Raw genomic sequence first — 21,526 nt, forward strand, 5'->3', positions numbered from 1 at the left:
CCGGTGGGTCAGTGCGGCTGCTCGGCGAGTGACGCGGAGCGGTAGGTGCCGGATTCGGATGGATAGTTCTCACCGCGAGTTTGGCGCTCTATGGAAGAGTGAGTAACGAGGAGTAATCGCCCGGCGAAGAGGAAATGGGTTGGGCAGATTTGAACCATGAGGACATCGCTTCGCTCGTCCTCTGGGGACAGATCTCCCGGCCCATTTTCGATTCCACGGACTCCTCGCTGGCTCACGGCCCCGCCGTTCGCCATATCGAGACGCTCACTCCGTTCACGTCTCGCACCGCTCGTCGTTGCGAGGAATCAGAAAATGGGTTGGGGCAGATTTGAACTGCCGGCCTCCTCCATGTCAAGGAGGTGTCATAACCAGACTAGACCACCAACCCGGTCGTGACGTGCTTTCGAACGCATCCAAACGTATCCCCGGGCACTAATTGAACCTTTCGGAACGGGGCTTCGCAAGGCGATTCCGAGGGAACTATTAGCCAGCATCGTCGGTGTCGGCGACTTTCGTCTCCCGTGAGACGATCCGTCGACGGTGGTGGCGGATCGCTCGCCGTCCCGACGACAGGTTTAAGACGATGTATAGATTTGTTCATCGTAACCCGAAGTAATACACTGGTGTTCATCCATGCAGGACTATATCGAGCGCGTCACCGACGGTGAGGATCTGACACAGGAGGAGGCCCGGGACGCATCCCGGGCCGTCTTCGAGGAGGCGACCGAAGCCCAGATCGGGGCGTTGCTGGCGGCGCTCCGGGCGAAAGGCGAGACGGAGACGGAGATCGCCGGCTTCGCGCAGGGGATGCGCGACGCGGCGCGGACCATCGCGCCCGACCGGTCGCCGCTCGTCGACACCTGCGGTACCGGCGGCGACGACTACGACACGATCAACGTCTCGACGACGAGCGCCATCGTCGCCGCGGGCGCCGGCGTCGCCGTCGCCAAACACGGCAACTACTCCGTCTCCTCCTCCTCGGGGAGTGCGGACGTGCTCGAAGTCGCGGGCGTGAACGTCGAGGCCGAACCGCCGGCAGTGGAGGAAGCCATCGAGCGCGACGGCATCGGCTTCATGCTCGCACCCGTCTTCCACCCGGCGATGAAGGCGGTCATCGGCCCGCGGAAGGAACTCGGAATGCGGACGGTGTTCAACGTGCTCGGACCGCTGACCAACCCCGCCGGCGCCGACGCGCAGGTGGTCGGCGTCTACGACCCCGACCTCGTGCCCGTCCTCGCCCAGGCGCTCGCGCGGATGGACGTGGACCGAGCGATGGTCGTCCACGGCTCCGGCATGGACGAAATCACGCTCCACGACGCGACGACCGTCGCGGAGGTCGACGGCGACGAGGTGACGGAGTACACGCTGACGCCCGCCGACCTCGGCCTCGAAGGGGCGCCCATCGAGGCCGTCGCTGGCGGCGGACCCGAGGCGAACGCGGCCGACCTGCGCGGCATCGTCGAGGGCGACGTGACGGGGGCGAAACGCGACATCATCCTCGCGAACGCCGGCGCGGCCATCTACGTCGCCGGCGCGGTCGACGACCTCCAGTCGGGCGTCAACGCCGCCCGCGAGGCCATCGACTCCGGCGCCGCCGCGGCGAAACTCGACGACCTGCGGGGTGCCTGAGTCGATGGTCCGGTCGAAGATCTGTGGCGTAACGAACGAGGCGGACCTCCGGGCGGTGGCCGAATCCGGCGCCGACGCCGTCGGCATCGTCACCGAGGTATCCGTCGACACGCCCCGTGAGGTGGCGCCGGACCGCGCGGCCGACCTCGTCGCTGCCGCGCCACCGTTCCTCTCGACGGTGCTGGTGGCGATGCCCGACTCCGCGACCCGCGCGGTCGAACTCGCCGGCGCCGTCGCGCCCGACGCGATCCAGTTGCACGGCGAGTTCGACGATGCGGACATTCGCTACGTCCGCCGCGAGACGCGCGCCGACGTGATCACCGCCGTCGACGCGGCCGACACCGACCGCGTCCGTCGCTACGACGGCGTCGCCGACGCCATCCTGCTGGACTCCACGACCGATGACGGCGCCGGCGGGACGGGCGAGACCCACGACTGGGACGCCGCACGCGCGCTGATCGACGACTGCGCGACGCCGGTCGTCCTCGCCGGTGGCCTGACGCCCGAGAACGTCGCCGACGCGGTGCGGACGGTCGATCCCTACGCCGTCGACGTGTCGAGCGGCGTCGAGCGTAGCGGTGGCGAGAAGGATCACGAAGCCGTCCGCTCGTTCGTCCGCAACGCGGCGGTGGAGGTGTCCGCATGACGCCGGAGCACGACCGGTCGGCCTTCGTCGACCTGCTGACCGACCGGACGGGGCCAGTCGTCGTCCGCCTCGCCGTCACGCTCGACGCGGAGACGACACCCCTCTCGGCCTACGCCGCCCTCGACGGCCACAGCGACTACGGCTTCCTGCTGGAGAGCGCGGAGAAGACGCCCTCTAGCGATCCGGAAGGGGCGTTCACCGCCGACGGCGAAGGAGCGGACCGCCACGCACGCTACTCCTTCGTCGGCTACGACCCCGACGCCGTCGTCTCCGTGACGGGGAGCGATGTGACCGTCGAGTCACTGGATGGCCGAGCCGCCGAACTGGTAGCCGAGATGGCGGGGCTGGACGGTAAGGGCGACGTTCTCGACGCCCTCCGGACCGCGCTCCCGAACCTCGACCGCGTCGGCTTCCCCGAAGCCGACCGCCAGCATCTCGACGGCGGCCTCGTCGGCTTCCTCGCCTACGATGCCGTCTACGACCTCTGGCTCGACGAGGTGGGTGTCGAGCGTCCCGATCCCATCGTCCCGGACGCCGAGTTCGTCCTCACGACGCGGACGATCACTTTCGATCACGCCGAGGATGCCATCCAACTCGTCTTCACGCCCGTCGTCGACCCCGACGCCGACCCCGGCGCGGTGTACGATGCGCTCGTCGAGGAGGCCGCGGCGATCGAGGAGACACTCGCCGACGCGGACGATCCGGAGACGGGTGGATTCGTGCGCGCCGACGAGACCGTCGGTCCGCGCGAGGAGTACGAGGACGCGGTGCGAACGGCGAAAGAACACGTCCTCGACGGCGACATCTATCAGGGCGTCATCTCGCGGAAGCGTGAGTTGACGGGCGAGATAGACCCGCTCGGTCTCTACGCGTCGCTCCGCGAGGTTAACCCCTCGCCGTACATGTACCTCCTGCGCCACGGTGACCGCTCCATCGTCGGCGCGAGTCCGGAGACGCTGGTGTCGGTGCAGGGCGAGCGCGTCGTCTCGAACCCCATTGCAGGCACCTGTCCGCGCGGGACGAGTCCGGTCGAGGACCGCCGACTCGCGGGCGAGATGCTCGCGGATGGGAAAGAGCGCGCCGAACACACGATGCTCGTCGACCTGGCGCGCAACGACGTGCGCCGCGTCTCCGAACCGGGCTCCGTCCGCGTCGAGGAGTTCATGAACGTCCTCAAATACTCCCACGTCCAGCACATCGAATCGACGGTGACGGGGCGGCTCGCAGGCGCGGACGCTGGCCCCGGCGCGGGCGGCGAGCGTTCCCCGCCGTTCGACGCCTTCGACGCCACGCGCGCGACCTTCCCTGCCGGGACGCTCACGGGTGCCCCGAAGGTGCGTGCGATGGAGATCATCGACGCGCTCGAACGCGAACCTCGCGGCATCTACGGCGGCGGCGTCGGCTACTACTCGTGGTCCGGCGACGCCGAGTTCGCCATCGTCATCCGGACGGCGACTATCGAGCATGGCGATCCGGACCGCATCACGGTGCAGGCGGGTGCAGGTATCGTCGCCGACAGCGACCCCGCGAGCGAGTACGAGGAGACCGAACAGAAGATGGGGGGCGTCCTCGACGCCATCGAGCGCATCGAGACGGCGGCCCCGGAGGTGTCGCGATGAAAGTCCTCGTCGTCGACAACTTCGACTCGTTCACGTACAATCTCGTCGAGTACATCTCCGACCACCCCGATCCGGTGACGGGCGAACCCATCGCCGTCGAGGTGTTGAAAAACACCGCCACGCTGGAGGAGGTGCGGGCGGTCGATCCCGATGCCATCGTCGTCAGCCCCGGGCCGGGCCACCCGAAAAACGAACGAGACGTGGGCGTGACCAACGACGTGTTGCTGGAGGTCAGCAAGACGATTCCGACACTCGGCGTCTGTCTCGGCCTCGAAGCCGCCGTCTACGCCTACGGTGGGACCGTGGGCCACGCCCCGGAACCGATCCACGGCAAGGCCTACCCCGTCGACCACGACGGCGAGGGTGTCTTCGCCGGGCTAGAACAGGGCTTTCAGGCCGGTCGGTATCACTCGCTCGTGGCGACGAGCGTCCCCGACTGTTTCGAGGTGACGGCGACGACTGCCCACGAGGACACCGATCTCGTCATGGGGATTCGCCACCGCGAGTACCCCATCGAGTGCGTGCAGTTCCACCCCGAGAGCGTCCTGACGGCCGCCGGCCACGACGTCATCGACAACTTCCTGCGTCGCGCCCGGACGCCGGACGCGACGGCCTAGGCGAGAAACATCGATGCCAGCAGGAGGAGACCGACGACGAGGGCGGCGATTGTCACCAGCCGCCACGCGATTTTCAGGACGACACGACCGACGACGATGACGACACCGATGACGACGATGGTCAGCAGTAACTGTCCGAGCGGCCCGCCGAGGACACCGCCGAACTGCAGCGCTACCTGAGACGTGAGCGACATATCCGATATGCACTCACAGCGGGCGCATAAGTCTGTGGGCAGTAGCCCGCCGTTCGGGGCAGGCTCACCCATATCAGAATCTGGATATGTAATGCTGGACCGGCCGCAGGGACGGGCCGTGACCCACGAGATGTATTGACACCCTGTCAATCCTGAGGCGTGCTCTCACCCGCCTCAGCGACCCCCCTTCCGTTCGACTGGATTCTCCCACGTTGTCGGGGGATTTCAGTTCTCGTATTTCACTTTCACTTCGGTCTACATACCGTTATATGCGTTGGGAAGTGATGATGGAGTCGTGTATGCGGCTTCGCGCCGCACTCGATCCCACGAAGTGGACAGGAATCGGATAGATTGGCGAGCGGAACCAACGCCTTTACACCCCCGATTCCACTTACAGCAATCGTCACACACGCGCGGATACGAGCCAGCTACCGGACCCACCCGACCCCGGGGGGGCTAGGGGACAGGGCCGCGAACCGATCACCATGACGACCAACACATGAGTACGCACGACATCGACGCCACCGAACTGGAGTTGCCGATCAAACGCACGAACGGGGAGACACTGGAGGACCGCCTCACCGCCAACGCCTATCACAACATCCTCCCGGCACGCTATCTTCGCAAGGACGCGAACGGGGACCTGATCGAGGATCAGGAAGACCTCTTCCCCCGTGTCGCGAAGAATATCGCCCTCGCGGAGGCGGTGTTCGAAGCGCGCAAGCAGGACGTGGAGATTACGGTCACGCCCGACCAGTTGAAGCCGGACCACCCCCGGCGTGACGAACTCGCCGCCGAGGTGTTCGGGAAAGGGACGACCGCCGACGCGGACGCCGAGACGACCCTCTCCGTCTACAACGTCAACAAGTTCGCCTACGAGACGGTCGTTCCCGAACTCCCCGACGAGGTACGCACCGTCGTCGAGGAGACGCGCGACGAGTTCGAGACGCTGATGGAAGACCTCTCCTTCATGCCCAACTCGCCCACGCTGATGAACGCGGGCGACGAACTCCAGCAGCTCTCGGCCTGTTTCGTCGACTCCCCCGACGACGACATCGACGACATCCACCAGACGGCCAAGGAAGCCGCACAAGTGTTCCAGTCCGGCGGCGGCATGGGCTACGCCTTCTGGCGCCTGCGCCCCTACGGCGACCCCGTCGGCTCCACCGGCGGCATCGCCTCCGGCCCCATCACGTTCATGCGCACGTTCGACCAGATGTGCGAGACCATCGCGCAGGGCGGCGCTCGCCGTGGCGCCCAGATGGGCGTCATGCGCGTCTCACACCCGGACGTGATCCAATTCATCCACGCGAAAAACAAAGACGTCTCGCTCGCGCACACGCTCCGCCTCAACGACCCCGACGACTACACGCACACGAGCTTCAAGGACGCACTCGAGGAAGCCCGCGAACTCATCGACGACGAAGGGAGAGTGCCGAAACACCTCCGCAACGCCGTCGAGGGCCACCTCTCCAACTTCAACATCTCCGTCGGCGTCACCGACGACTTCATGGAGGCGCTGCAGGCGGGCGAGGAGTTCACGTTCACCAACCCGCGCACGGGCGAGGCGCACATCGCCACCGCCGAGACGAAGGAACTCTACGAGATGTTCGACCTCGGCGAGTACGTCGAAGTCGGTGAGGAACTCTCCATGCCCGCCGAGGTGCTCTGGGAGGACATCGTCGAGGGGGCCCACGAGAACGGCGAACCCGGCGTCATCTACCTCGAACGCGTGAACAAGCAGCACTCCTTCGACGTGGAGGAGCATCCGGACCACCGCATCCTCGCCACGAACCCCTGCGGCGAACAGCCGCTGGAGGAGTACGAGGCCTGTAACCTCGGTCACATCAACCTCTCGACGCTCGCAGACCTCGACGCGCCGGACTGGCGGGTCTGGGCCGACGAACACGCCGACGAGTACGACTCGCAGGCCGAGGCGGTCGAGGCGTTCCTCGACGAGGCGATGGACTGGGAAGCCTTCGATCACCGCATCGACTACGGTACCCGGTTCCTCGAGAACGTCGTCACGATGTCGGATTTCCCGGTGCTGGAGATCGAGCAGAAGGTGCGCGAGATGCGCAAAATTGGGCTCGGCGTCATGGGGCTGGCCCAGCTGTACGTCCAGCTCGGCATCCGCTACGGGAGCGACACGGGCAACGAAGTCGCCCGGCAGTTGATGACCCACATCAACCACGAGTCGAAGTGGGCCTCCCACGAACTCGCACAGGAGCGCGGGTCCTTCGAGGACTGGAACGACTCGAAATACGCCGACCCCACCCGCTACCGCAAGTGGTTCGAACACCACACGGGACTGGACGCCGACGAGTGGGCGGACGGCTTCCCGATCCGCAACCACAACACGACGACCATCGCCCCGACGGGCACCACGTCGATGGTCGGCAACACGACCGGCGGCTGTGAGCCGATTTACAACGTCGCCTACTACAAGAACGTCTCCGACGACGTGCAGGGCGACGAGATGCTCGTCGAGTTCGACGACTACTTCCTGCGGACGCTGGAGGCCAACGACCTCGACATCGACGCGGTGAAAGAGGAGGCACAGGAGCAGATGGCCACCAACGCGTTCGACGGCGTCGAAGGGCTGGAGACGGTGCCGGACGCCATCGGCGAACTGTTCGTCGTGACCGGCGACCTCGCCGGGAAGGAACACGCCGCCGTCCAGTGTGCGTGTCAGGAGGGCGTCGACTCCGCCATCTCGAAGACCTGCAACTTCCCCAACAGTGCGTCGGTGGAGGACATGGACGAAGTGTACCGCTACATCTACGAACACGGCGGAAAGGGCGTCACCGTCTACCGCGACGGCACGCGCTCGAAGCAGGTGCTGACCACCCGCGCGAAGAACACGGAGTTCTCGGACGAGGGCGAGGCCGCGGAGGCGCTCGTCGAACAGATCGAAGAGGTGTTCGGCGGTATCGAGGGCTTCCTCGACAACGAGGACGTGCAGGCCGCGCTCGATCAGGAGCTCGAGAACCTGCTCGCGGCCGCCGACGGCGAGCGCGAACTCGGCACCAAGCGTCCGCGGCCGGACGTGCTCCACGGCGTCACCCAGCGTATCGACACCGGCTACGGGAAACTCTACGTCAACATCAACGAGGACGAGGACGGGCGGCCGTTCGAACTCTTCGCCAACATCGGCAACTCCGGCGGCTTCACCGCCTCCTTCACCGAAGCACTGGCGAAGACCATCTCGACCGCCCTCCGCTCCGGCGTCGATCCGAGCGAGATCGCCTCCGAACTGCAGGGAATCCGCTCGCCCAAAGTGGCGTGGGACAAGGGCGAACAGATCAACTCCATCCCCGACGCTATCGGGACGGCCATGCGCCGCTATCTCGACGACGAAATCGACCGGCCCTACCCCAAACAGCAGAACCTCACCGAACTGGAGAAGGCCGAGGCGCGAGCGACGCCCGGCGACTCGCCCGAGGCCGACGGCGGCGCCGCGGCAGCGACCACAGCCGACGACGACACCGCGGAACTCCTCGCCGCCGGCGAGAGTCCCGAGTGCCCGGATTGTGGGTCCATGAGCCTCTACTACTCCGAAGGTTGCAAGACGTGCGAGTCCTGTGGCTGGTCCGAGTGCTGAACTGATTCGGCCACCCGAGACGCGCTGACGCAACGACTGTCGACCCGTTTCCGTTCGGCGTCCATCATCTCGACAGTCAATTTCTCCCCGATTCAAAAATATACACTCCCCGACGCGAAACGTTTCGATCCGGACATCGAATCCCCTGCCGGCGGAACAGTCATGTCGATGTGGGAGATATATAAGGGTATGTCTGCTCGGCGCGGGCGACCCTGCCCTCACTGTGAGACGGCGATGCACCGCCGTCACTGCAAGTACGTCTGTCCGAACCACGGGGTCGTCTACGACTGCAGCGACACGTTCTGGTGACATGAGGGTCTCCGATTCAGCTTCGACACGTCCCGGCCAGTCGGGGGTCGGTACGCCGACACTACAGGGGACGAACGGCGGGGGGAACGACCGATGGTGAGCGACGACGGCGTCGCCCGCGGGAAAGCCATCCAGCGGCGGACGGGGAAGACGTTCCATCTCGCGACTCGCTTCCTTCCCGAACGGGTTCGGGAAGCGACGTACGTCCTCTATGCCTTCTTCCGGGTTGCCGACGAGGTGGTCGACGACGCCGACGGTGTCCCGCCCGCCGAACAGCGCGCCGAACTCGAACGACTCCGGGCGGCGGCGCTCGGCGAGGAACCGACGGACGATCCGGTGCTCGACGCCTTCGCCGACCTTCGCGAGACCCACGGAATCGCCGACTCGGACGTGAACACGTTCGTCGACGCGATGCTGACCGACGTGACCAAGGACCGCTACGAGACGTTCGCGGAACTCCGGGCGTACATGGACGGCTCCGCGGCGGCGGTGGGCCGCATGATGACGGCAGTGATGGACCCCGAGAACCCCGAACGGGCGCTTCCGCACGCGACGGCGCTCGGCGAGGCGTTCCAACTCTCGAACTTCCTGCGTGACGTGCGCGAGGACATCGTGGAACGGGACCGGATCTATCTGCCGATGGAGACGCTGTCCGAGTACGGTGTCTCGGAGGCCGCCCTCCGGAACTTCGAGATGAGTCATGGGTTCCGCCGGGCGATGGAGCGCGAACTCCGTCGGACGGAGGCGCTCTACCGCGAGGGGGTGGCGGGCATCGAATCTCTCCCCAGAGACTGCCAGTTTCCGGTGCTCGTCGCCGCAGTCCTCTACGCCGATCACCACCGCCTGATCCGCGAGCGTGACTACGACGTGTTGTCCACGACGCCACAGATCGGAACGCTCCGAAAACTCGCGCTCGTGGCCCGGACGCGCTGGCACTGGGCGTGGAACCGCGACCCCGAAATCGTGTTCCGACGGGTGAGTTGCGTCCCGGACGCGTCCGGCGATCCGGACCCCGGTGCCGGACACGGGCACGCCCACGAACCGAATCGTGGGATCGGCCGGCGCCTCCTGCAAGGCGCCGTCGAGGGTCTCCGGCGGCTCACCTGACGACGCTCTCGGATCGCTTGCTCACCGAAGTCTCGGCGGCACGAACGGCGTCGACTCTCAGCGACCGATCCGATCCGCCGCGTCTTCCCGCCGCCTCACCGAAGTCTCGGCGGCACGAACGGCGTCGACTCTCAGCGACCGATCCGATCCGCCGCGTCTTCCCGCCGCCTCACCGAAGTCTCGGCGGCACGAACGGCGTCGAATCGAATCGCTCAGTCCGAAGCAACCCCACCCCGAACAGCCCGCCGACGGCCGCCGCCCCCCAGTTCCCGAACCAGACGTTGACCGCGCTCCAGAGCAGGACGAAACTCACCAGGTCGTCCAGCGCGAATTCGCAGGATTCCAGTCGGTCGAGGAGCGCGGTGCGGTCGAGGACGGCATCGAGGACGAGAACCGTCACCGTCGCGGACAACACCCACCCCGCGAAGTTCGAGAGCGGGACGCCGTACACCGGGCCGCTCCCGGGATAGGTCCAGAACCCCAGCGCCACCGCGCCGGGATCGAGGACGAGATCCATCGCGACAACAGTCGCGATCACGACCGGAAGACGAATCCGCGCCCACCGCGCCCGGTCGCCGAGAAGGAGCAGGCAGAGCAGGTAGGCGTTACACACCAGCGGCAGGAAGAAGACGGGCAGTCCGACCGGGACGCCTGCGACGGTCGGCCCGAGGTCGATGACGTAGTGGAAGTCGCCGTACGGCCACCCGGTCCGCAGGCCGACGAACTCGATGGCGTAGGCGTAGACGGCGAGGCCAGCGATCCCTACCGCTGCCCGGCGGTCGATCAGCGGCGCCAACCCGACGAGCAACGGCGACCGCATGACGAGCGTCCCCAGCAGGATCAGGAAGGGATCGAACGAAAGCGGCGGGGGGAGGAGACCCTCCGCGCTTGCGACGAGGAGGACGGCGCCGACGACGGGAAAGACGACGGCGATGGTGAAGCGGTTGTCGCGGACGAGGGCGTCGAGACGCGCCTGCATCTCGGGGCGGGTCGGCGTCCGCGTCGACGCCGCGGGCGCGAACGCACCGTCGTCACCGTCAGCCATGGACCAGCCTCCAGAGCCCGCCCATCGTGATGAGCGCGCCGACGACGGTGTTCACGGCGGGGAACCACCAGTACGCCCGTGTGGCGTCCACCGACGACCACGCGACGAGGGCGACGCCGACGGGGTAGCAGCCGATCAGAGCGCCGAGCCGTGGGTCGAGGAGGCCGAAGGCGACGGCGGCGAGCGCCCAGCAGACGGCGCAGTAGGCGTAGGTCCGCCGTTCGCCCAGTTTCGTCGCCGTCGTCTCGATGCCCGCGCGACGGTCGGGGTCGATGTCGGGAATCGCGGAGAAGGTGTGCATCGCCATCGTCCACAGCCAGCCACCGACGACGGCGAGCAGTGGCGGCTGGGCGCCCGCGACGGCGGCGTAGGCGGCGGCGCCGGGCAGGACGTACAGCCCGTTCGAGAGGGAGTCCAGCGGCGGCCGGGTCTTCAGGCGCAACGGTGGCGCGCTGTAGGCGACGCCGAGGGCGAGAAAGCCGGCGAGCCACGGCCACGCGAGCGGTGGCGTCACGGCGACGGGAGCGAGGAGGAGGGCAGCGCTGGCGACGACGGCGGCCGGCACCACCCAGTCGCCGCCGTAGCGCACCTCGCGATCCTCCTTTTTCGGGTTCTCCGCGTCCACGTCGGCGTCGAACACGTCGTTGACGCCGTACAGCAGGACGTTCGCGGGAAGCAGGAAGTAGGCGAAGAGTGTGAGCGTCGTCGGGGTGAACAGGTCGGCGGTCGACGCCGCGGCGTAGACGACGCCGACGGCGACGGGACCGGCGAGGTAGAGCCAGAAGCGCGGGCGCGACAGTTTCAGGAGGTAGCGGCCACGCTCGCTCGCGCTCATCGTTCGCGTGCCATCCGTTCGGCCGTCAGCTGGCCGCTGATGAGACACATGGGGACGCCGATGCCCGGCGTGGTGTACGAGCCGGTGAAGTAGAGGCCGTCGACTGCGGTGGAGGCGTGCGGTGGGCGAAAGAGGGCGGTCTGGCGGAGCGTGTGCGCGAGGCCGAGCGCCGTCCCCTGCGTGCTGTTGTAGCGCTCGCCGAACTCGGAGACGGAAAACGTCTCCTCGAAGACGATGCGGTCGCGGATGTCGACGCCGGTGTGGTCCGCGATGTCGTCGAGCAACAGGTCGCGGAACTGCTCGCGGCGCGTCGGGCCGTCCTCCAGTCCGGGCGCGATGGGGACGAGCGCGAACAGGTTGCTGTGGTCCTCTGGCGCGACGGTGTCGTCCGTCTTCGAAGGGACACAGAGGTAGTAGGCGGGGTCCTCGGGCCACGACGGGTCGTCACCGAAGATGGTGTCGAAGTGGTCCTCCCAGTCGGTCGGCAGGACGAGCGTGTGGTGAGCCAGTGGCTCCACGTCGCCTTCAACGCCGAGATAGAGGAGGAAGGCGGAGGGGGCGTAGGTGCGGGAGTCCCAGTAGTCGGCGTCGTACTGGCGGTCCTCGGGGACGAGAAGGTCCTGTTCGGTGTGGGCGTAATCGGCGTCGGAGACGACTTCGTCGGGGAAGAACTCGCGACCGTCCTCGGTGCGGACGGCGAAGGCCCCCTCGCGGCCCCGAATCTCGGCCACCGGGCTGTCGGTGTAGAACTCGACGCCCAGTTCCTCGGCCATCGCGACCACGCCGTCGACGACGCCGCCCATCCCCTCCTCGGGGTAGTAGACGCCGAGTTCGAAATCGACGTGGCTCATCAGGTTGTAGAGCGCGGGCGTGTTCGACGGCGCGCCGCCGAGGAAGACGAGGGAGTACTGGACGATCTGCTGGAGTTTCGGGTGGTCGAAGTAGTCCTCGACGTGGTCCTGCATCGTCCCGAGGAGGGAGAGGCCGTGCGCGTAGCGGAGCACGTCGAGGTCGATAAAGTCGCGGAGGCGGGAGCGATCCTCGTAGACGAAATGTTCCATCCCCACGTCGTAGGTGTAGGCCGCCTGCTCCAGATACTCGTCGAGGGCCTCGCCCGCCCCGGGTTCGTAGGACTCGAACGTCTCGCGGTTCTGTGCCAGATCGGGGACGAGGTCGACCCGGTCGCCGTCCTTGAAGAAGATGCGGTAGTGGGGGTCGAGGCGTTCGAGGCCGTAATACTGTCCCGGCCGGCGCCCGAAGTCGGCGAAGAAGTCCTCGAACACGTCGGGCATGAGATACCAGGAAGGCCCCATGTCGAACCGGAAGCCGTCGGCGTAGAGCCGACTGGCGCGACCGCCGAGTTGTCCGTTTTTCTCCAGTACCGTCACGTCCGCACCGGCGTCGGCGAGATAACAGGCCGTCGAGAGACCGCCGAACCCGCTGCCGACGACGACGACCGACCGACCGTCGGCCGACTCCATCGGCGGCTTGGCATTCATGCCCCTTCGTAGGGACGTGATCCGTATATACTACCCGCCGCGTGTGCAGGGGGTGATCGCCTGCCCACGCACCGATCAACTCTCCAGCCGACCGTTCACCACTTTCGCCGCGACGAGAACGGGATCCCACACCGGGCTGAACGGTGGCGCGTACGCCAGATCGAGGCGTTCGAGGTCGTTCAGGGTCATCTCGGCCTCGATGGCGGTGGCGAGCGTGTCGATCCGGATGGCCGCCCGGTCCCGCCCCACGATGGCACCGCCGAGGACCCGTCCGGTCCGCCGGTCGGCGACGAGCGTGACGGTCGTCTCGTCGCCACCGGGGTAGTAGCCCGACCGCGACCCGGCGGTGATCGTCTCGCTCACGGGGTCGAACCCCGTGTCCGCGGCCACGTCTTCGTCGACGAGACCAACCCGCCCGCATTCGAGGTCGAACGCCTTCACCACCGCCGTCCCGGCCACGTTGCCGACGGGTGTGGGATCGCCGGCAACGGTCGCCCCGATGGCGCGCCCGGCGCGATTCGCCGTCAGGCCGAGCGGCACCCACGTCTCCGCCCCCGTCACCGCGTGCCGGGCAGTCGCCACGTCCCCCGCGGCGTAGACGGCGGGGAGGGTCGTCCGCCCGTAGGCGTCGGTGCGAACGGCACCGCTCGGCCCCCGGGCGACGCCCGTCCCGTCGAGGAGTTCCGTGTTGGGCTGGATGCCGACGCCGAGGAGGGCCATCTCGACAGGGTAGCGCTCGCCGTCACCGGGCTCTGCCCGGTTGCTCGTGGAACTCCGTTCCACGCTGTCGACGGCTTCGCTGTCTGCCCGAGTGATCTCCGATCCCTCGCTGTCGTCGGCGACAACGGCTTCGATGCGATCCGCGCCCACCAGTTCGTCGACCACCGTCCCGGTGTGGAGCGTGACGCCCTGCGCGTCGAGGTGGGGTTCGACGCGTTCCGCGACTGCCGCGCCGAACGGCGGGAGGACGTGGTCGGAGCGCTGGAAGAGATGTACGTCGAGGCCGCGAGCGGTCAGCGCTTCGGCCATCTCGATACCCACGTAGCCGCCGCCGACGATGGCCACCCGCTCCGGCGGGTCGAGGGCGGCGTTGTGATCGATCAGCGCGTCGTCGACGGGGCCGTCTCCGAGACGGTCGCGGTCGTACTCGCCGGGCGGGGCGAGGTAGGCGTCGACGGCGGCCGCGCTGTCGAGGCCGTGGATAGTGAAGACACCGTCGAGGCTGGCGTCGAACGCGCCCGTCGTCGCTCGCGCGCCCGTCGCCACCAGCAACTCGCTGTAGGGCTGATCGAAGCGCTCTCCGTCGGTGCGGACCGTCACGGTTCGCTCCGTGGGGTCGACCGACACGACTTCGTGTCCGCGCCGCAGGTCGATGCCCCGATCCTCGATGTCCGACGGCGAGAGCGAGAGGAGGTCGGTCAACCGCTCGACCGACCCCTCGACGAAGTAGGGCAGGCCGCAGTGAGCGTAGGAGACCCACTGCCCTTTCTCGAAGACGATTACCTCGCGGTCGGCCTCGCGCCGGAACTTGCTCGCCGCGCTCAGACCGGCAGCGTCGCCGCCGATCACGACGAACGGATCGCGTGCCATGCGCTCCCTTCACGGAGCGGCGACAAAAGCGTACGTCGCGTTCGCGCCGCCGCGACAAAAGCGAGCGAACGGATCGCGACGGCGACGGCGACGTGAACTGTGGTATGGCGGTCCGGTTACGGACCGGGAGTGGCAGGCAGCGAAACCGGGTTAGAACCGGCCGCGACGGCGGAACAGGCGCGTGAGGAGGCGCTCGACCGGGCCGGGCGCCGTGGAGGGGTTCGTGCCGGGGAGGTAGTTCTCGAACTCTGACTGCTGGTCGGAACGTGGAGTCTTGCTCATGTACTCCTCACTTTGAGCCGGATTGGATTAAAAATTCCGAAGTAAAGTTGTGTAATCGAAAAGCAAAGTCCGTTATTGACGAACGTTCACACACCCCATCCGCGTGCCGTCCGGGGGTTCATGCGGCTTCCGGCCTAACGAACACTATGGACGGAACGAACGCCGTCATCACCGGAGCGAGTCGGGGTATCGGCGCGAGCATCGTGCGGCAGTTCGCCGCCGACGGCGCGCAGGTCACGTGCTGTGCCCGAACGCGGGAGGAGCTAGAATCGGTCGCCGACGGCGAGGCGGCGGTGACCGCGGTTCGGGCCGACGTGCGCGACGAGTTCGACGTGGAACGGTTGATGGAGACGGCCGCGGAGGCGGGCACCATCGACGTGGTGGTGGCGAACGCCGCGGTCAACCACGGCCCGCCGGGAGAGAGTCCGTTGCAGGAGGAGTCGTACACGCGGTTCGACGACACGATTCGCACGAACCTTCGGGGCGTCTTCACCACGGTCCGCGAAGCACTCCCTCACCTCGCGCCGGACGGACGAATCCTCGTCCCGTCGGGCAGCGTCGCTCGCGAGTCGGTGCCGGGCATGGGCGCCTACGCCGTCTCGAAGGCGGGCGCCGAGGCGCTGGTCCGGGGGTTCGCGGCCGACATCGACCAGTCCGTCGCCGTCGTCGACCCCGGCTACGTCGCCACCGACCTCAGCGGCGGCAAGGGGCGTGACCCCGAGGACGTGGCGCCGATGTTCGTCTGGGCGGCCCGCGACGCCGACGATATCGACGGGGAGATACTCGACTTGCGGGCGTGGAAACGAGCCACCCGATAGGCCGAATCGAACGTATTATTAATTGCTGGCGTTTCGTTGTTAATATGACTCGATTCTCCCTCGCCGGCGGCGGTGCCGCCGGCACGCTGGTGGTGCTCTCCGTCCTCGCCGCGACCAGTGGTGCGTGGAAGCTCCTCGGTATCTCGTGGGTCGCGTTCGCCGCCATGGCGCTCGGTATCCCACTCGGTCGGCAGACGCTCGGCGACCGCTCGTGGGCACTCGTGTGGGGCTACGGTCTCGCGGCGGGCGCGATGGTGACGAGCGCCGCGGTCTTTCTCATCCCGCAGGCCATCGCCCACGACGCCAACTTCGGGGGTTTCGGCATCGCTCTCGGCCTGCTGGTCGGCTTCGCGGGTCACACTATCGGCCACCGCCTCGCCCACTACGACCTGCCGCTCGACCGCACAGTCGCCGAACTCTCGGCGCACGCCTTCTCCGCCGGGATCATCATCGGCATCGTCTACGGCAACATGCCCGAGCTCGGCCCCATCCTCGGCCTCGCCATCGTCTCGCACAAGGGGCCGGCGGGCTACGCGGCGGCGCGGCGCCTCGTCTCGAACGACCGCGATCCGACCGTCCTCCTCCTGCCAGCCGCGGGCGTCGGCATCGCGGCCATCGTCGCCAGCCTGATCCAGTTGCCAGCAGCGCCGGCCATTCGGGGCATCGTCTTCGGCTTCGCCGCCGGCATCTTCCTCCACGTCGCCATGGACTTCCTCCCGCGGTGTGAACTCGGCAGCGACGTGCACGAACTCCTGACGGTGACGGGCGACGCGCACGAACTGCTGGACCAGCTTCGCATCCACGCCGTCCTCAGCACGGGCCTCGGCGGCGTCGCCGTCTTCCTCGCGTGGGTGGCGGTCACCTAGCCGTACAGCCGCCGAAGCTGGTACGAGATGCCGACACCCGCCGCCAGCAACACGACGAGGTTGAACGCCGCCTGGAACAGCGACCGGTACTCGGGGTTGATCCACGTCCGGATTGCGTTCGAGACGCTGAGATACAGTTGGATCACGGCGACGAAGGCGAGCAATCCGAGGACGAGCAGAACGGCGTAGTTGGCGTACCGCCGGACGCGGGGGCCGTCCGTGGTCGCGTCAGTCTCGGTCTCGGTCTCGGCCGCAGTGTCGTCGTCGGTACTCTCAGTCTCGTCGGGGGCGGTATCGGTATCACTCATTGGCTCTTCCTCCGTGCGAGCAGCGCGGCAGCGACGAGGGCAACGAGAGCGACGCCGACGCCGAAGCCGGGACCGCCGCCCGCGGTGGGCATGCCCGTCTCCTCCGGCACCGGTCGGTCGCCCTCCGCCCCGTCGCCGCGGGTGAAGTCACTCACGCGCAGTTCCACGTCACGCCGGGTTTCGTTGACGCTGATCGTCTCCGAGGGGTCGAGGTTCGCGGCCCCGCGGGCGCTGTCGATGACGACGCCGTCCTTCCAGAGCACGACGTCGATGTAGTAGTTGTAGTCCGTCGGCACCGACAGCCGCGTCTCCACCGTCTCCGTCCGGCCGGGGCGGATCGACCCCACCGGGACCGAGGTGCGGTTGGCGACGATGTTCGAGTCGGCCTGCCGGAGCGTCACCGTGACCCGCAGGTCCTCGGGTTGCTCGTCGCCAGTGTTGGTCAACGCCATCTGGAGGGCGAGGACCGTGCGGTCCGGGTCGCCTCCGACGACGGAGAAGGCGACGGGCGGGAGGGCATCGGCCTCCGCGAACTGGACGGCGCTCCGGGCGTACGGTGGCTGGAGCGCGTCGAGGCCGCGGAGTTCGCGCGCCCCGCTGTCGACCCGCTGACCGTCACGGTAGACGACCGCGCGGATACGGTAGCCCCCCTCACGCTCGACGGTCAGGGTCGTCGGCACCGCTACCTCGCGTTCTTCGGTCAGGTCGCCGACGGTAGCCGTCCGGGTGGTCTCGACCAGCCCGGACTCCGCGTCGACGGCCTGTACCCGCACGGTCACGTTCCGGGCCGGTGGGCCGCGGTGTGACAGCCGGGTCTCGACGTTCAGGGCGACCGTGTCGCCGGTCACCTCGCCGGCCGAAATCTCCATCTCCGTGATGTCGACCGGTCCCGGACGGACCGGCCGCTCCTCGGTGGGGTCGGCGAGGGCGCCGGGGGCGAGGACGGCAGCGACGACGGCGATCAGGACGACGCCGGCCGCGCCGACGGCCAGCGCGGTTTCACGACGCATGGGCGTGGGGAGTCGGGGACTCGGCAAAGGCTTTGGGGAGAGTGAAACACCCATTTATGTTTTCGAGCGACGAGAGGGGACGTATGGCCAGCTACGTGATCGGGACCGACACGGTCGACACGAGCGCCGCGCTGTGTGACTACCTCGACCGCCGGATCGACGCCGGCGACACGATCCACGCCGTCAACTCCCTGCGCGGCGGCGACGCGACGAGCGCCGAGGACGTACGCGACGGCGAGGACGCGGTCAACGTCGTCCAGTCGCGGCTGGGCGCCGTGGCGACGGTCGAGACCCACCAGTTCGTCCGCGGCAACGACCCCGCCGAGGACCTCCTCGCCTACGCCGACGAAATCGACGCCGACGAACTCGTCATCGGCGTTCGCAAGCGCAACCCGACGGCGAAAGTCGTCTTCGGGAGCAACGCGCAGTCGATCCTGCTGCGCTCGGCGCGTCCCGTCGCCGTCGTGCCGTTGACCGAGGGGATCTAGTCTAGCACTTTCTCGGCCAGCATCGGCACGAACGTCCCGATATCGGTCACCATGCCGACCGCCTGCGAACTCCCGCGGTCGAGCAACTGCGTCACCGTCGCCGGGTTGATATCGACACACACCACCTTCGTCGTCGAGGGGAGACAGTTACCCACCGCCACCGAGTGCAGGAGCGTCGCCAGCATCACCACCATGTCGGCCTCGTGGGCCTGCTCCCGGATGGCGTTCTGTGCCTCGATGGCGTCGGTGATCGTCTCCGGCAGTGGCCCGTCGTCGCGAATCGACCCCGCGAGGACGTACGGCACGTCGTTCGCGACGCACTCGTACATCACGCCCTCCTCGACCAGTCCCTCGGCCACCGCGTCCTCGATTCCGCCCGCCCGGATCACCTCGCTGATCGTGTAGATGTGGTGTTTGTGTCCCTTGCGCGGGTGTTCGAGCGTCTCGATGTCCATCCCGAGCGACGTGCCGTAGAGCGCACGCTCGAGGTCGTGGACCGCGAAGCCGTTGCCCGCGCTGATCGCGTCGACGTACCCCTCGCGGACCAGGCGGGCGAGGGCGTCGCCCGCGCCCGAGTGGATCACCGCGGGACCGGGCACGACGAGCACTCGCCCGCCCGCTTCCTTCGTCTCCACCAGCGCCGCCGCCACCTGTTCGATCAGCGACTCGGAGGGGCGCTCGCTGGAGACGCCGCCCTGCATAAAGCCGAACGGCCCGCCACTCCCGCGGGGACGGTCCGGGGGGTCGACCCGGATACCCGCCTCACCCGTCACGACGAGGTCGCCCTCCCGAATCGCATTCAGGACCGCCGTGTACGCTCGCGGCCCGTCGGGATCGACGACGATGGCACAGTCCATCTCGATATGCTCGACGGGGAGCCACTCGCCCTCGTAGCGCACCTCGGTCGGGTGATTCGTCGTCGAGTAGAAGTCCGTCGGCACCACCTGATCGGCTGGCGCGGGATCGAGCGTCGCGTCCACCGGATCGGAGAGGTTCGCCCCGTTCTGGTGGAGTTCGTGGAGAATCGACTGGAGCAACGACGGGTCGTCCGCGCGCACCGCCATCCGGCAGTACGACTCCTCGTCCTTGTGCCGACCGATGTCGAACGCCTCGACCTCGAACTCTCCACCCATGTCCATGACGAGGCCGAAACACCGCCCCATCGTCCCCGAGTCGATGATGTGCCCCTCGAGTTCGACCGTTCGTGTGGGAACCATTACCACAGGAGAGGGGCGACCGCGGTATCAGGGTTGCGGGCGGCCTACACGCCCAGCAGGTCGTCGAGGAAGGCGAGTTGGTGGCTTGCGGCCGTCTCGAACGCCGATCCGAGCGCGTCGACGTGGCCGACAGGGAGACGGAGATACGTCGACCGGTCGATCCGATCTGCCGCGTCCGCGACGGTATCGGCTGGGGCGAGTTCGTCGTCGCCGGCCGCCACCAGCAGCGTCGGGCAGGTTACGTCCTCGGCGTCGGCGAGGGGGCGGTAGCGAAACAGGGCGAGCAGTCCGCGGGCCGACGTTTCGTTGCGCCAGTCGCTCTCCGGCGGAACGAGGTCGAGATACGCGTCGCCGGTCGGTTTGGGCAGGACGCCGAACTCGTCGTAGCCGCCGACGACGGGGACGGTGTGGCCGCGACCGAGCGGCGCCGTCAGGCGGTCGCGCAGACCGGCGCCGACCGCTCGGGCGAGGTAGCGAGGTGAGCGGGCGCGGGCGAACGCCCGGCCGTCGAGCATCGGTGCGACGGCGACGACGCCGTCGACCCGGCGGTTCGCGGCCACGCGAACAGCGTGCCCGCCGCCGAGGCCGAACCCCCAGAGGACGACCCGCCGGCGCTCGCCGTCGAGACGGCGAACGCGGTCGATCGCCGCGTGCCAGTCGGCTACCTGTGTGTCGGGGTCGACGAGGTTGGTGGCGCCGTGACTACGGAATCGGCCGGCCGGCGCGAGGTCGTCGCTCTCGCCGAAGCCGCCGTAATCGAAGACGAAGGCAGCGTAGCCGGCGCGAGCGAACCGCTCGGCGTAGCGCGGGTAGCCGAACGTCCCCTCGGCCGCGAACGTCGGGCCCAACACGATCACCGGCGGCGTCGCGGGGCGGGCCGGTCGGTAGAGTCGACCGCGACACGTCCGGTCCTCGCTCTCGAAGGCGAGCGTCGTCGTCGCGACGTCGAAGCGACGGCGGTCGCGTGTCACGGTCGCCGCCATCTTACAGGTCTTCCTCGAGGGTTTCGAGGACGCGCGTGGAGAACTCGGTCTCCGAGATGCGGTACTCGCGCAGACCCTCGAACCACTCGGCTTTGGCGTACCACGTGTTCATGACGTCGTCCTCGAACCGGAGGACGGTCGCCTCGACGCGAGTCGTGTCCCACTCGTTCTCTTCCTCCAGGTCGATGAAGGCGTTCAACACCTTCCCCATCTCCATGTGGTTGACCTCGTCGCCCGGGTACGCAGTGATGTACGACAGTTCGACGGGATCGACGTCCTCGATGTCGTGTACGTCGACGCCGAAGTTCCGCAGTTCCTCTTCCAGTTCGGATTCGTCCATCGTGGTCGGTCTTGCACCTCGGTAGGCAAAACCCTTGCCGGATGGTGGGTGAAAATGCGAAGGGGGAGGAGACGGTGGCCGTCAGTTCCGGTTGGGCTTCGGTCCGAGTCCACCGCGGTCGATCATCGGGATCATCGTCGTCGGTTCGGGGGTCGGCTCCGGCTCGGGCCGATCCCGGCGGCCGTCGGTCGTCGGTCCGCTTCCGGATCGCGGCTGCAGCGGGATGACGGGGTCGATGGTGATCGTCGAACGGTTCTTCTGTGTCGTGCGTCGGGACGTGCTCATTGGGGTGTGTCGTATGCTGGTGTCGGTTGCCGAACTGCGCTGGATCGTCGGACCGTGATCAGCATACGAGTACGACGCGTTGCATCGTAGTTCCTCCAAAGAGCCCATCCATAATAAACCTTCATGATCGTTACTGATATGCTGACGCGTCACACGGTTTCGATCATGTCATTTGCCTAATATCAGTATGGCTTCGACATCTTGAATGGGCCAGCCCGTCTCCATTCTTCGAAGA

General features: G+C 67.5%; 22 protein-coding genes and 1 tRNA gene. 10 read left to right on the forward strand and 13 right to left on the reverse strand.

The window, feature by feature from the left end; all coding sequences use genetic code 11:
- Positions 1–313 precede the first annotated feature (313 nt).
- A tRNA-Val gene (locus tag DU502_RS13030) sits at positions 314–388 on the reverse strand.
- A gap of 245 nt (positions 389–633) precedes the next feature.
- On the opposite strand from DU502_RS13030, the gene trpD reads away from it, so the two are divergent.
- From trpD to trpG, 4 genes are read left to right on the forward strand one after another with little or no spacing between them, the layout of a single operon-like run.
- Positions 634–1,629, forward strand: a complete 996-nt coding sequence (gene trpD / locus DU502_RS13035) for an anthranilate phosphoribosyltransferase (protein ID WP_121920409.1) — start codon at positions 634–636, stop codon at positions 1,627–1,629.
- A gap of 4 nt (positions 1,630–1,633) precedes the next feature.
- Entirely contained in the window at positions 1,634–2,275 is a 642-nt protein-coding gene (locus DU502_RS13040; RefSeq protein WP_121920408.1) for a phosphoribosylanthranilate isomerase, read from the forward strand.
- On the forward strand, positions 2,272–3,894 hold the full coding sequence (gene trpE, locus DU502_RS13045) for an anthranilate synthase component I (RefSeq protein ID WP_121920407.1): 1,623 nt from the start codon (positions 2,272–2,274) through the stop codon (positions 3,892–3,894). The genes DU502_RS13040 and trpE overlap by 4 nt, the downstream gene beginning before the upstream one ends.
- A complete protein-coding gene (gene trpG / locus DU502_RS13050) occupies positions 3,891–4,511 on the forward strand; it encodes an anthranilate synthase component II (protein ID WP_121920406.1) in 621 nt (206 codons plus the stop codon). The genes trpE and trpG overlap by 4 nt, the downstream gene beginning before the upstream one ends.
- Here trpG and DU502_RS13055 read toward each other — a convergent pair.
- Entirely contained in the window at positions 4,508–4,705 is a 198-nt protein-coding gene (locus DU502_RS13055; RefSeq protein ID WP_121920405.1) for a hypothetical protein, read from the reverse strand. The genes trpG and DU502_RS13055 overlap by 4 nt on opposite strands.
- A gap of 499 nt (positions 4,706–5,204) precedes the next feature.
- Between DU502_RS13055 and DU502_RS13060 the strand changes: the two genes are divergently transcribed.
- The 3 genes from DU502_RS13060 (at position 5,205) to DU502_RS13065 (ending at position 9,725) form a co-directional block, all read left to right on the forward strand.
- Positions 5,205–8,309, forward strand: a complete 3,105-nt coding sequence (locus tag DU502_RS13060; protein ID WP_121920404.1) for an adenosylcobalamin-dependent ribonucleoside-diphosphate reductase — start codon at positions 5,205–5,207, stop codon at positions 8,307–8,309.
- 168 nt (positions 8,310–8,477) lie between these two features.
- Entirely contained in the window at positions 8,478–8,618 is a 141-nt protein-coding gene (locus DU502_RS18985) for an HVO_2523 family zinc finger protein (RefSeq protein WP_394338926.1), read from the forward strand.
- A gap of 93 nt (positions 8,619–8,711) precedes the next feature.
- Positions 8,712–9,725: a phytoene/squalene synthase family protein gene (locus DU502_RS13065; protein ID WP_121920403.1), complete on the forward strand. Its 1,014-nt coding sequence runs from the start codon at positions 8,712–8,714 to the stop codon at positions 9,723–9,725.
- 169 nt (positions 9,726–9,894) lie between these two features.
- On the opposite strand, the gene cruF is transcribed toward DU502_RS13065, so the two are convergent.
- The 5 genes from cruF to DU502_RS18910 all read right to left on the reverse strand — a co-directional run bounded on the left by cruF (position 9,895) and on the right by DU502_RS18910 (position 14,976).
- Positions 9,895–10,770, reverse strand: a complete 876-nt coding sequence (cruF, locus tag DU502_RS13070; RefSeq protein WP_121920402.1) for a bisanhydrobacterioruberin hydratase — start codon at positions 10,768–10,770, stop codon at positions 9,895–9,897.
- Positions 10,763–11,605, reverse strand: coding sequence for a prenyltransferase (locus tag DU502_RS13075; protein WP_121920401.1), 843 nt, complete (start codon positions 11,603–11,605; stop codon positions 10,763–10,765). The genes cruF and DU502_RS13075 overlap by 8 nt, the downstream gene beginning before the upstream one ends.
- Positions 11,602–13,104 carry a phytoene desaturase family protein gene (locus DU502_RS13080; RefSeq protein ID WP_121920400.1) on the reverse strand — a complete coding sequence of 501 codons (1,503 nt, stop codon included), beginning with the start codon at positions 13,102–13,104 and terminating at the stop codon, positions 11,602–11,604. Before DU502_RS13080 ends, DU502_RS13075 begins: the two co-directional genes overlap by 4 nt.
- A gap of 75 nt (positions 13,105–13,179) precedes the next feature.
- Positions 13,180–14,694: an FAD-dependent oxidoreductase gene (locus DU502_RS13085; protein ID WP_121920399.1), complete on the reverse strand. Its 1,515-nt coding sequence runs from the start codon at positions 14,692–14,694 to the stop codon at positions 13,180–13,182.
- Between the two features lie 150 nt (positions 14,695–14,844).
- The gene (locus DU502_RS18910) at positions 14,845–14,976 is read right to left on the reverse strand and encodes a hypothetical protein (RefSeq protein WP_277872144.1); all 132 of its coding nucleotides are present in this window, start codon (positions 14,974–14,976) and stop codon (positions 14,845–14,847) included.
- 146 nt (positions 14,977–15,122) lie between these two features.
- On the opposite strand from DU502_RS18910, the gene DU502_RS13090 reads away from it, so the two are divergent.
- Both DU502_RS13090 and DU502_RS13095 read left to right on the forward strand, forming a co-directional pair.
- Positions 15,123–15,794: an SDR family oxidoreductase gene (locus DU502_RS13090; protein ID WP_121920398.1), complete on the forward strand. Its 672-nt coding sequence runs from the start codon at positions 15,123–15,125 to the stop codon at positions 15,792–15,794.
- A gap of 44 nt (positions 15,795–15,838) precedes the next feature.
- Complete coding sequence (locus tag DU502_RS13095; protein ID WP_121920397.1) at positions 15,839–16,660, forward strand: ZIP family metal transporter; 822 nt, start codon at positions 15,839–15,841, stop codon at positions 16,658–16,660.
- Here DU502_RS13095 and DU502_RS13100 read toward each other — a convergent pair.
- Entirely contained in the window at positions 16,657–16,968 is a 312-nt protein-coding gene (locus tag DU502_RS13100; RefSeq protein ID WP_121920396.1) for a hypothetical protein, read from the reverse strand. The genes DU502_RS13095 and DU502_RS13100 overlap by 4 nt on opposite strands.
- A complete protein-coding gene (locus DU502_RS13105; RefSeq protein ID WP_121920395.1) occupies positions 16,965–17,978 on the reverse strand; it encodes a DUF7490 domain-containing protein in 1,014 nt (337 codons plus the stop codon). The genes DU502_RS13100 and DU502_RS13105 overlap by 4 nt, the downstream gene beginning before the upstream one ends.
- Before the next feature lie 83 nt (positions 17,979–18,061).
- Here DU502_RS13105 and DU502_RS13110 point away from each other — a divergent pair, with 83 nt between their 5' ends.
- Positions 18,062–18,466, forward strand: coding sequence for a universal stress protein (locus DU502_RS13110; protein WP_121920394.1), 405 nt, complete (start codon positions 18,062–18,064; stop codon positions 18,464–18,466).
- On the opposite strand, the gene DU502_RS13115 is transcribed toward DU502_RS13110, so the two are convergent.
- The 4 genes from DU502_RS13115 to DU502_RS13130 all read right to left on the reverse strand — a co-directional run bounded on the left by DU502_RS13115 (position 18,463) and on the right by DU502_RS13130 (position 21,291).
- Positions 18,463–19,683, reverse strand: a complete 1,221-nt coding sequence (locus DU502_RS13115; RefSeq protein WP_121920393.1) for an ornithine cyclodeaminase — start codon at positions 19,681–19,683, stop codon at positions 18,463–18,465. The two genes, DU502_RS13110 and DU502_RS13115, sit on opposite strands and share 4 nt — an antisense overlap.
- Positions 19,684–19,727: 44 nt before the next feature.
- Positions 19,728–20,666: an alpha/beta hydrolase gene (locus DU502_RS13120; protein ID WP_121920392.1), complete on the reverse strand. Its 939-nt coding sequence runs from the start codon at positions 20,664–20,666 to the stop codon at positions 19,728–19,730.
- Between the two features lies 1 nt (position 20,667).
- A complete protein-coding gene (locus DU502_RS13125; protein WP_121920391.1) occupies positions 20,668–21,006 on the reverse strand; it encodes a hypothetical protein in 339 nt (112 codons plus the stop codon).
- A gap of 81 nt (positions 21,007–21,087) precedes the next feature.
- Positions 21,088–21,291 (reverse strand): hypothetical protein, encoded by a 204-nt coding sequence (locus DU502_RS13130; protein WP_121920390.1) that lies wholly within the window; start codon positions 21,289–21,291, stop codon positions 21,088–21,090.
- Between the last annotated feature and the right edge of the window lie 235 nt (positions 21,292–21,526).

This window comes from Haloplanus aerogenes (genome assembly GCF_003856835.1).
Classification (GTDB): domain Archaea; phylum Halobacteriota; class Halobacteria; order Halobacteriales; family Haloferacaceae; genus Haloplanus; species Haloplanus aerogenes.

Bases quoted from the DNA above. Each gene is read 5' to 3' on its own strand.
- DU502_RS13105 (WP_121920395.1), bottom strand. From the start codon at position 17,978: ATGCGTCGTGAAACCGCGCTGGCCGTCGGCGCGGCCGGCGTCGTCCTG.
- DU502_RS13080 (WP_121920400.1), bottom strand. From the start codon at position 13,104: ATGAATGCCAAGCCGCCGATGGAGTCGGCCGACGGTCGGTCGGTCGTC.
- DU502_RS13090 (WP_121920398.1), top strand. From the start codon at position 15,123: ATGGACGGAACGAACGCCGTCATCACCGGAGCGAGTCGGGGTATCGGC.
- DU502_RS13100 (WP_121920396.1), bottom strand. From the start codon at position 16,968: ATGAGTGATACCGATACCGCCCCCGACGAGACTGAGAGTACCGACGAC.
- DU502_RS18910 (WP_277872144.1), bottom strand. From the start codon at position 14,976: ATGAGCAAGACTCCACGTTCCGACCAGCAGTCAGAGTTCGAGAACTAC.
- DU502_RS13040 (WP_121920408.1), top strand. From the start codon at position 1,634: ATGGTCCGGTCGAAGATCTGTGGCGTAACGAACGAGGCGGACCTCCGG.
- DU502_RS13085 (WP_121920399.1), bottom strand. From the start codon at position 14,694: ATGGCACGCGATCCGTTCGTCGTGATCGGCGGCGACGCTGCCGGTCTG.
- DU502_RS13095 (WP_121920397.1), top strand. From the start codon at position 15,839: ATGACTCGATTCTCCCTCGCCGGCGGCGGTGCCGCCGGCACGCTGGTG.
- DU502_RS13075 (WP_121920401.1), bottom strand. From the start codon at position 11,605: ATGAGCGCGAGCGAGCGTGGCCGCTACCTCCTGAAACTGTCGCGCCCG.
- cruF (WP_121920402.1), bottom strand. From the start codon at position 10,770: ATGGCTGACGGTGACGACGGTGCGTTCGCGCCCGCGGCGTCGACGCGG.
- DU502_RS13060 (WP_121920404.1), top strand. From the start codon at position 5,205: ATGAGTACGCACGACATCGACGCCACCGAACTGGAGTTGCCGATCAAA.
- DU502_RS13115 (WP_121920393.1), bottom strand. From the start codon at position 19,683: ATGGTTCCCACACGAACGGTCGAACTCGAGGGGCACATCATCGACTCG.
- DU502_RS13110 (WP_121920394.1), top strand. From the start codon at position 18,062: ATGGCCAGCTACGTGATCGGGACCGACACGGTCGACACGAGCGCCGCG.
- DU502_RS13055 (WP_121920405.1), bottom strand. From the start codon at position 4,705: ATGTCGCTCACGTCTCAGGTAGCGCTGCAGTTCGGCGGTGTCCTCGGC.
- DU502_RS18985 (WP_394338926.1), top strand. From the start codon at position 8,478: ATGTGGGAGATATATAAGGGTATGTCTGCTCGGCGCGGGCGACCCTGC.
- trpD (WP_121920409.1), top strand. From the start codon at position 634: ATGCAGGACTATATCGAGCGCGTCACCGACGGTGAGGATCTGACACAG.
- trpG (WP_121920406.1), top strand. From the start codon at position 3,891: ATGAAAGTCCTCGTCGTCGACAACTTCGACTCGTTCACGTACAATCTC.
- trpE (WP_121920407.1), top strand. From the start codon at position 2,272: ATGACGCCGGAGCACGACCGGTCGGCCTTCGTCGACCTGCTGACCGAC.
- DU502_RS13130 (WP_121920390.1), bottom strand. From the start codon at position 21,291: ATGAGCACGTCCCGACGCACGACACAGAAGAACCGTTCGACGATCACC.
- DU502_RS13120 (WP_121920392.1), bottom strand. From the start codon at position 20,666: ATGGCGGCGACCGTGACACGCGACCGCCGTCGCTTCGACGTCGCGACG.
- DU502_RS13065 (WP_121920403.1), top strand. From the start codon at position 8,712: ATGGTGAGCGACGACGGCGTCGCCCGCGGGAAAGCCATCCAGCGGCGG.
- DU502_RS13125 (WP_121920391.1), bottom strand. From the start codon at position 21,006: ATGGACGAATCCGAACTGGAAGAGGAACTGCGGAACTTCGGCGTCGAC.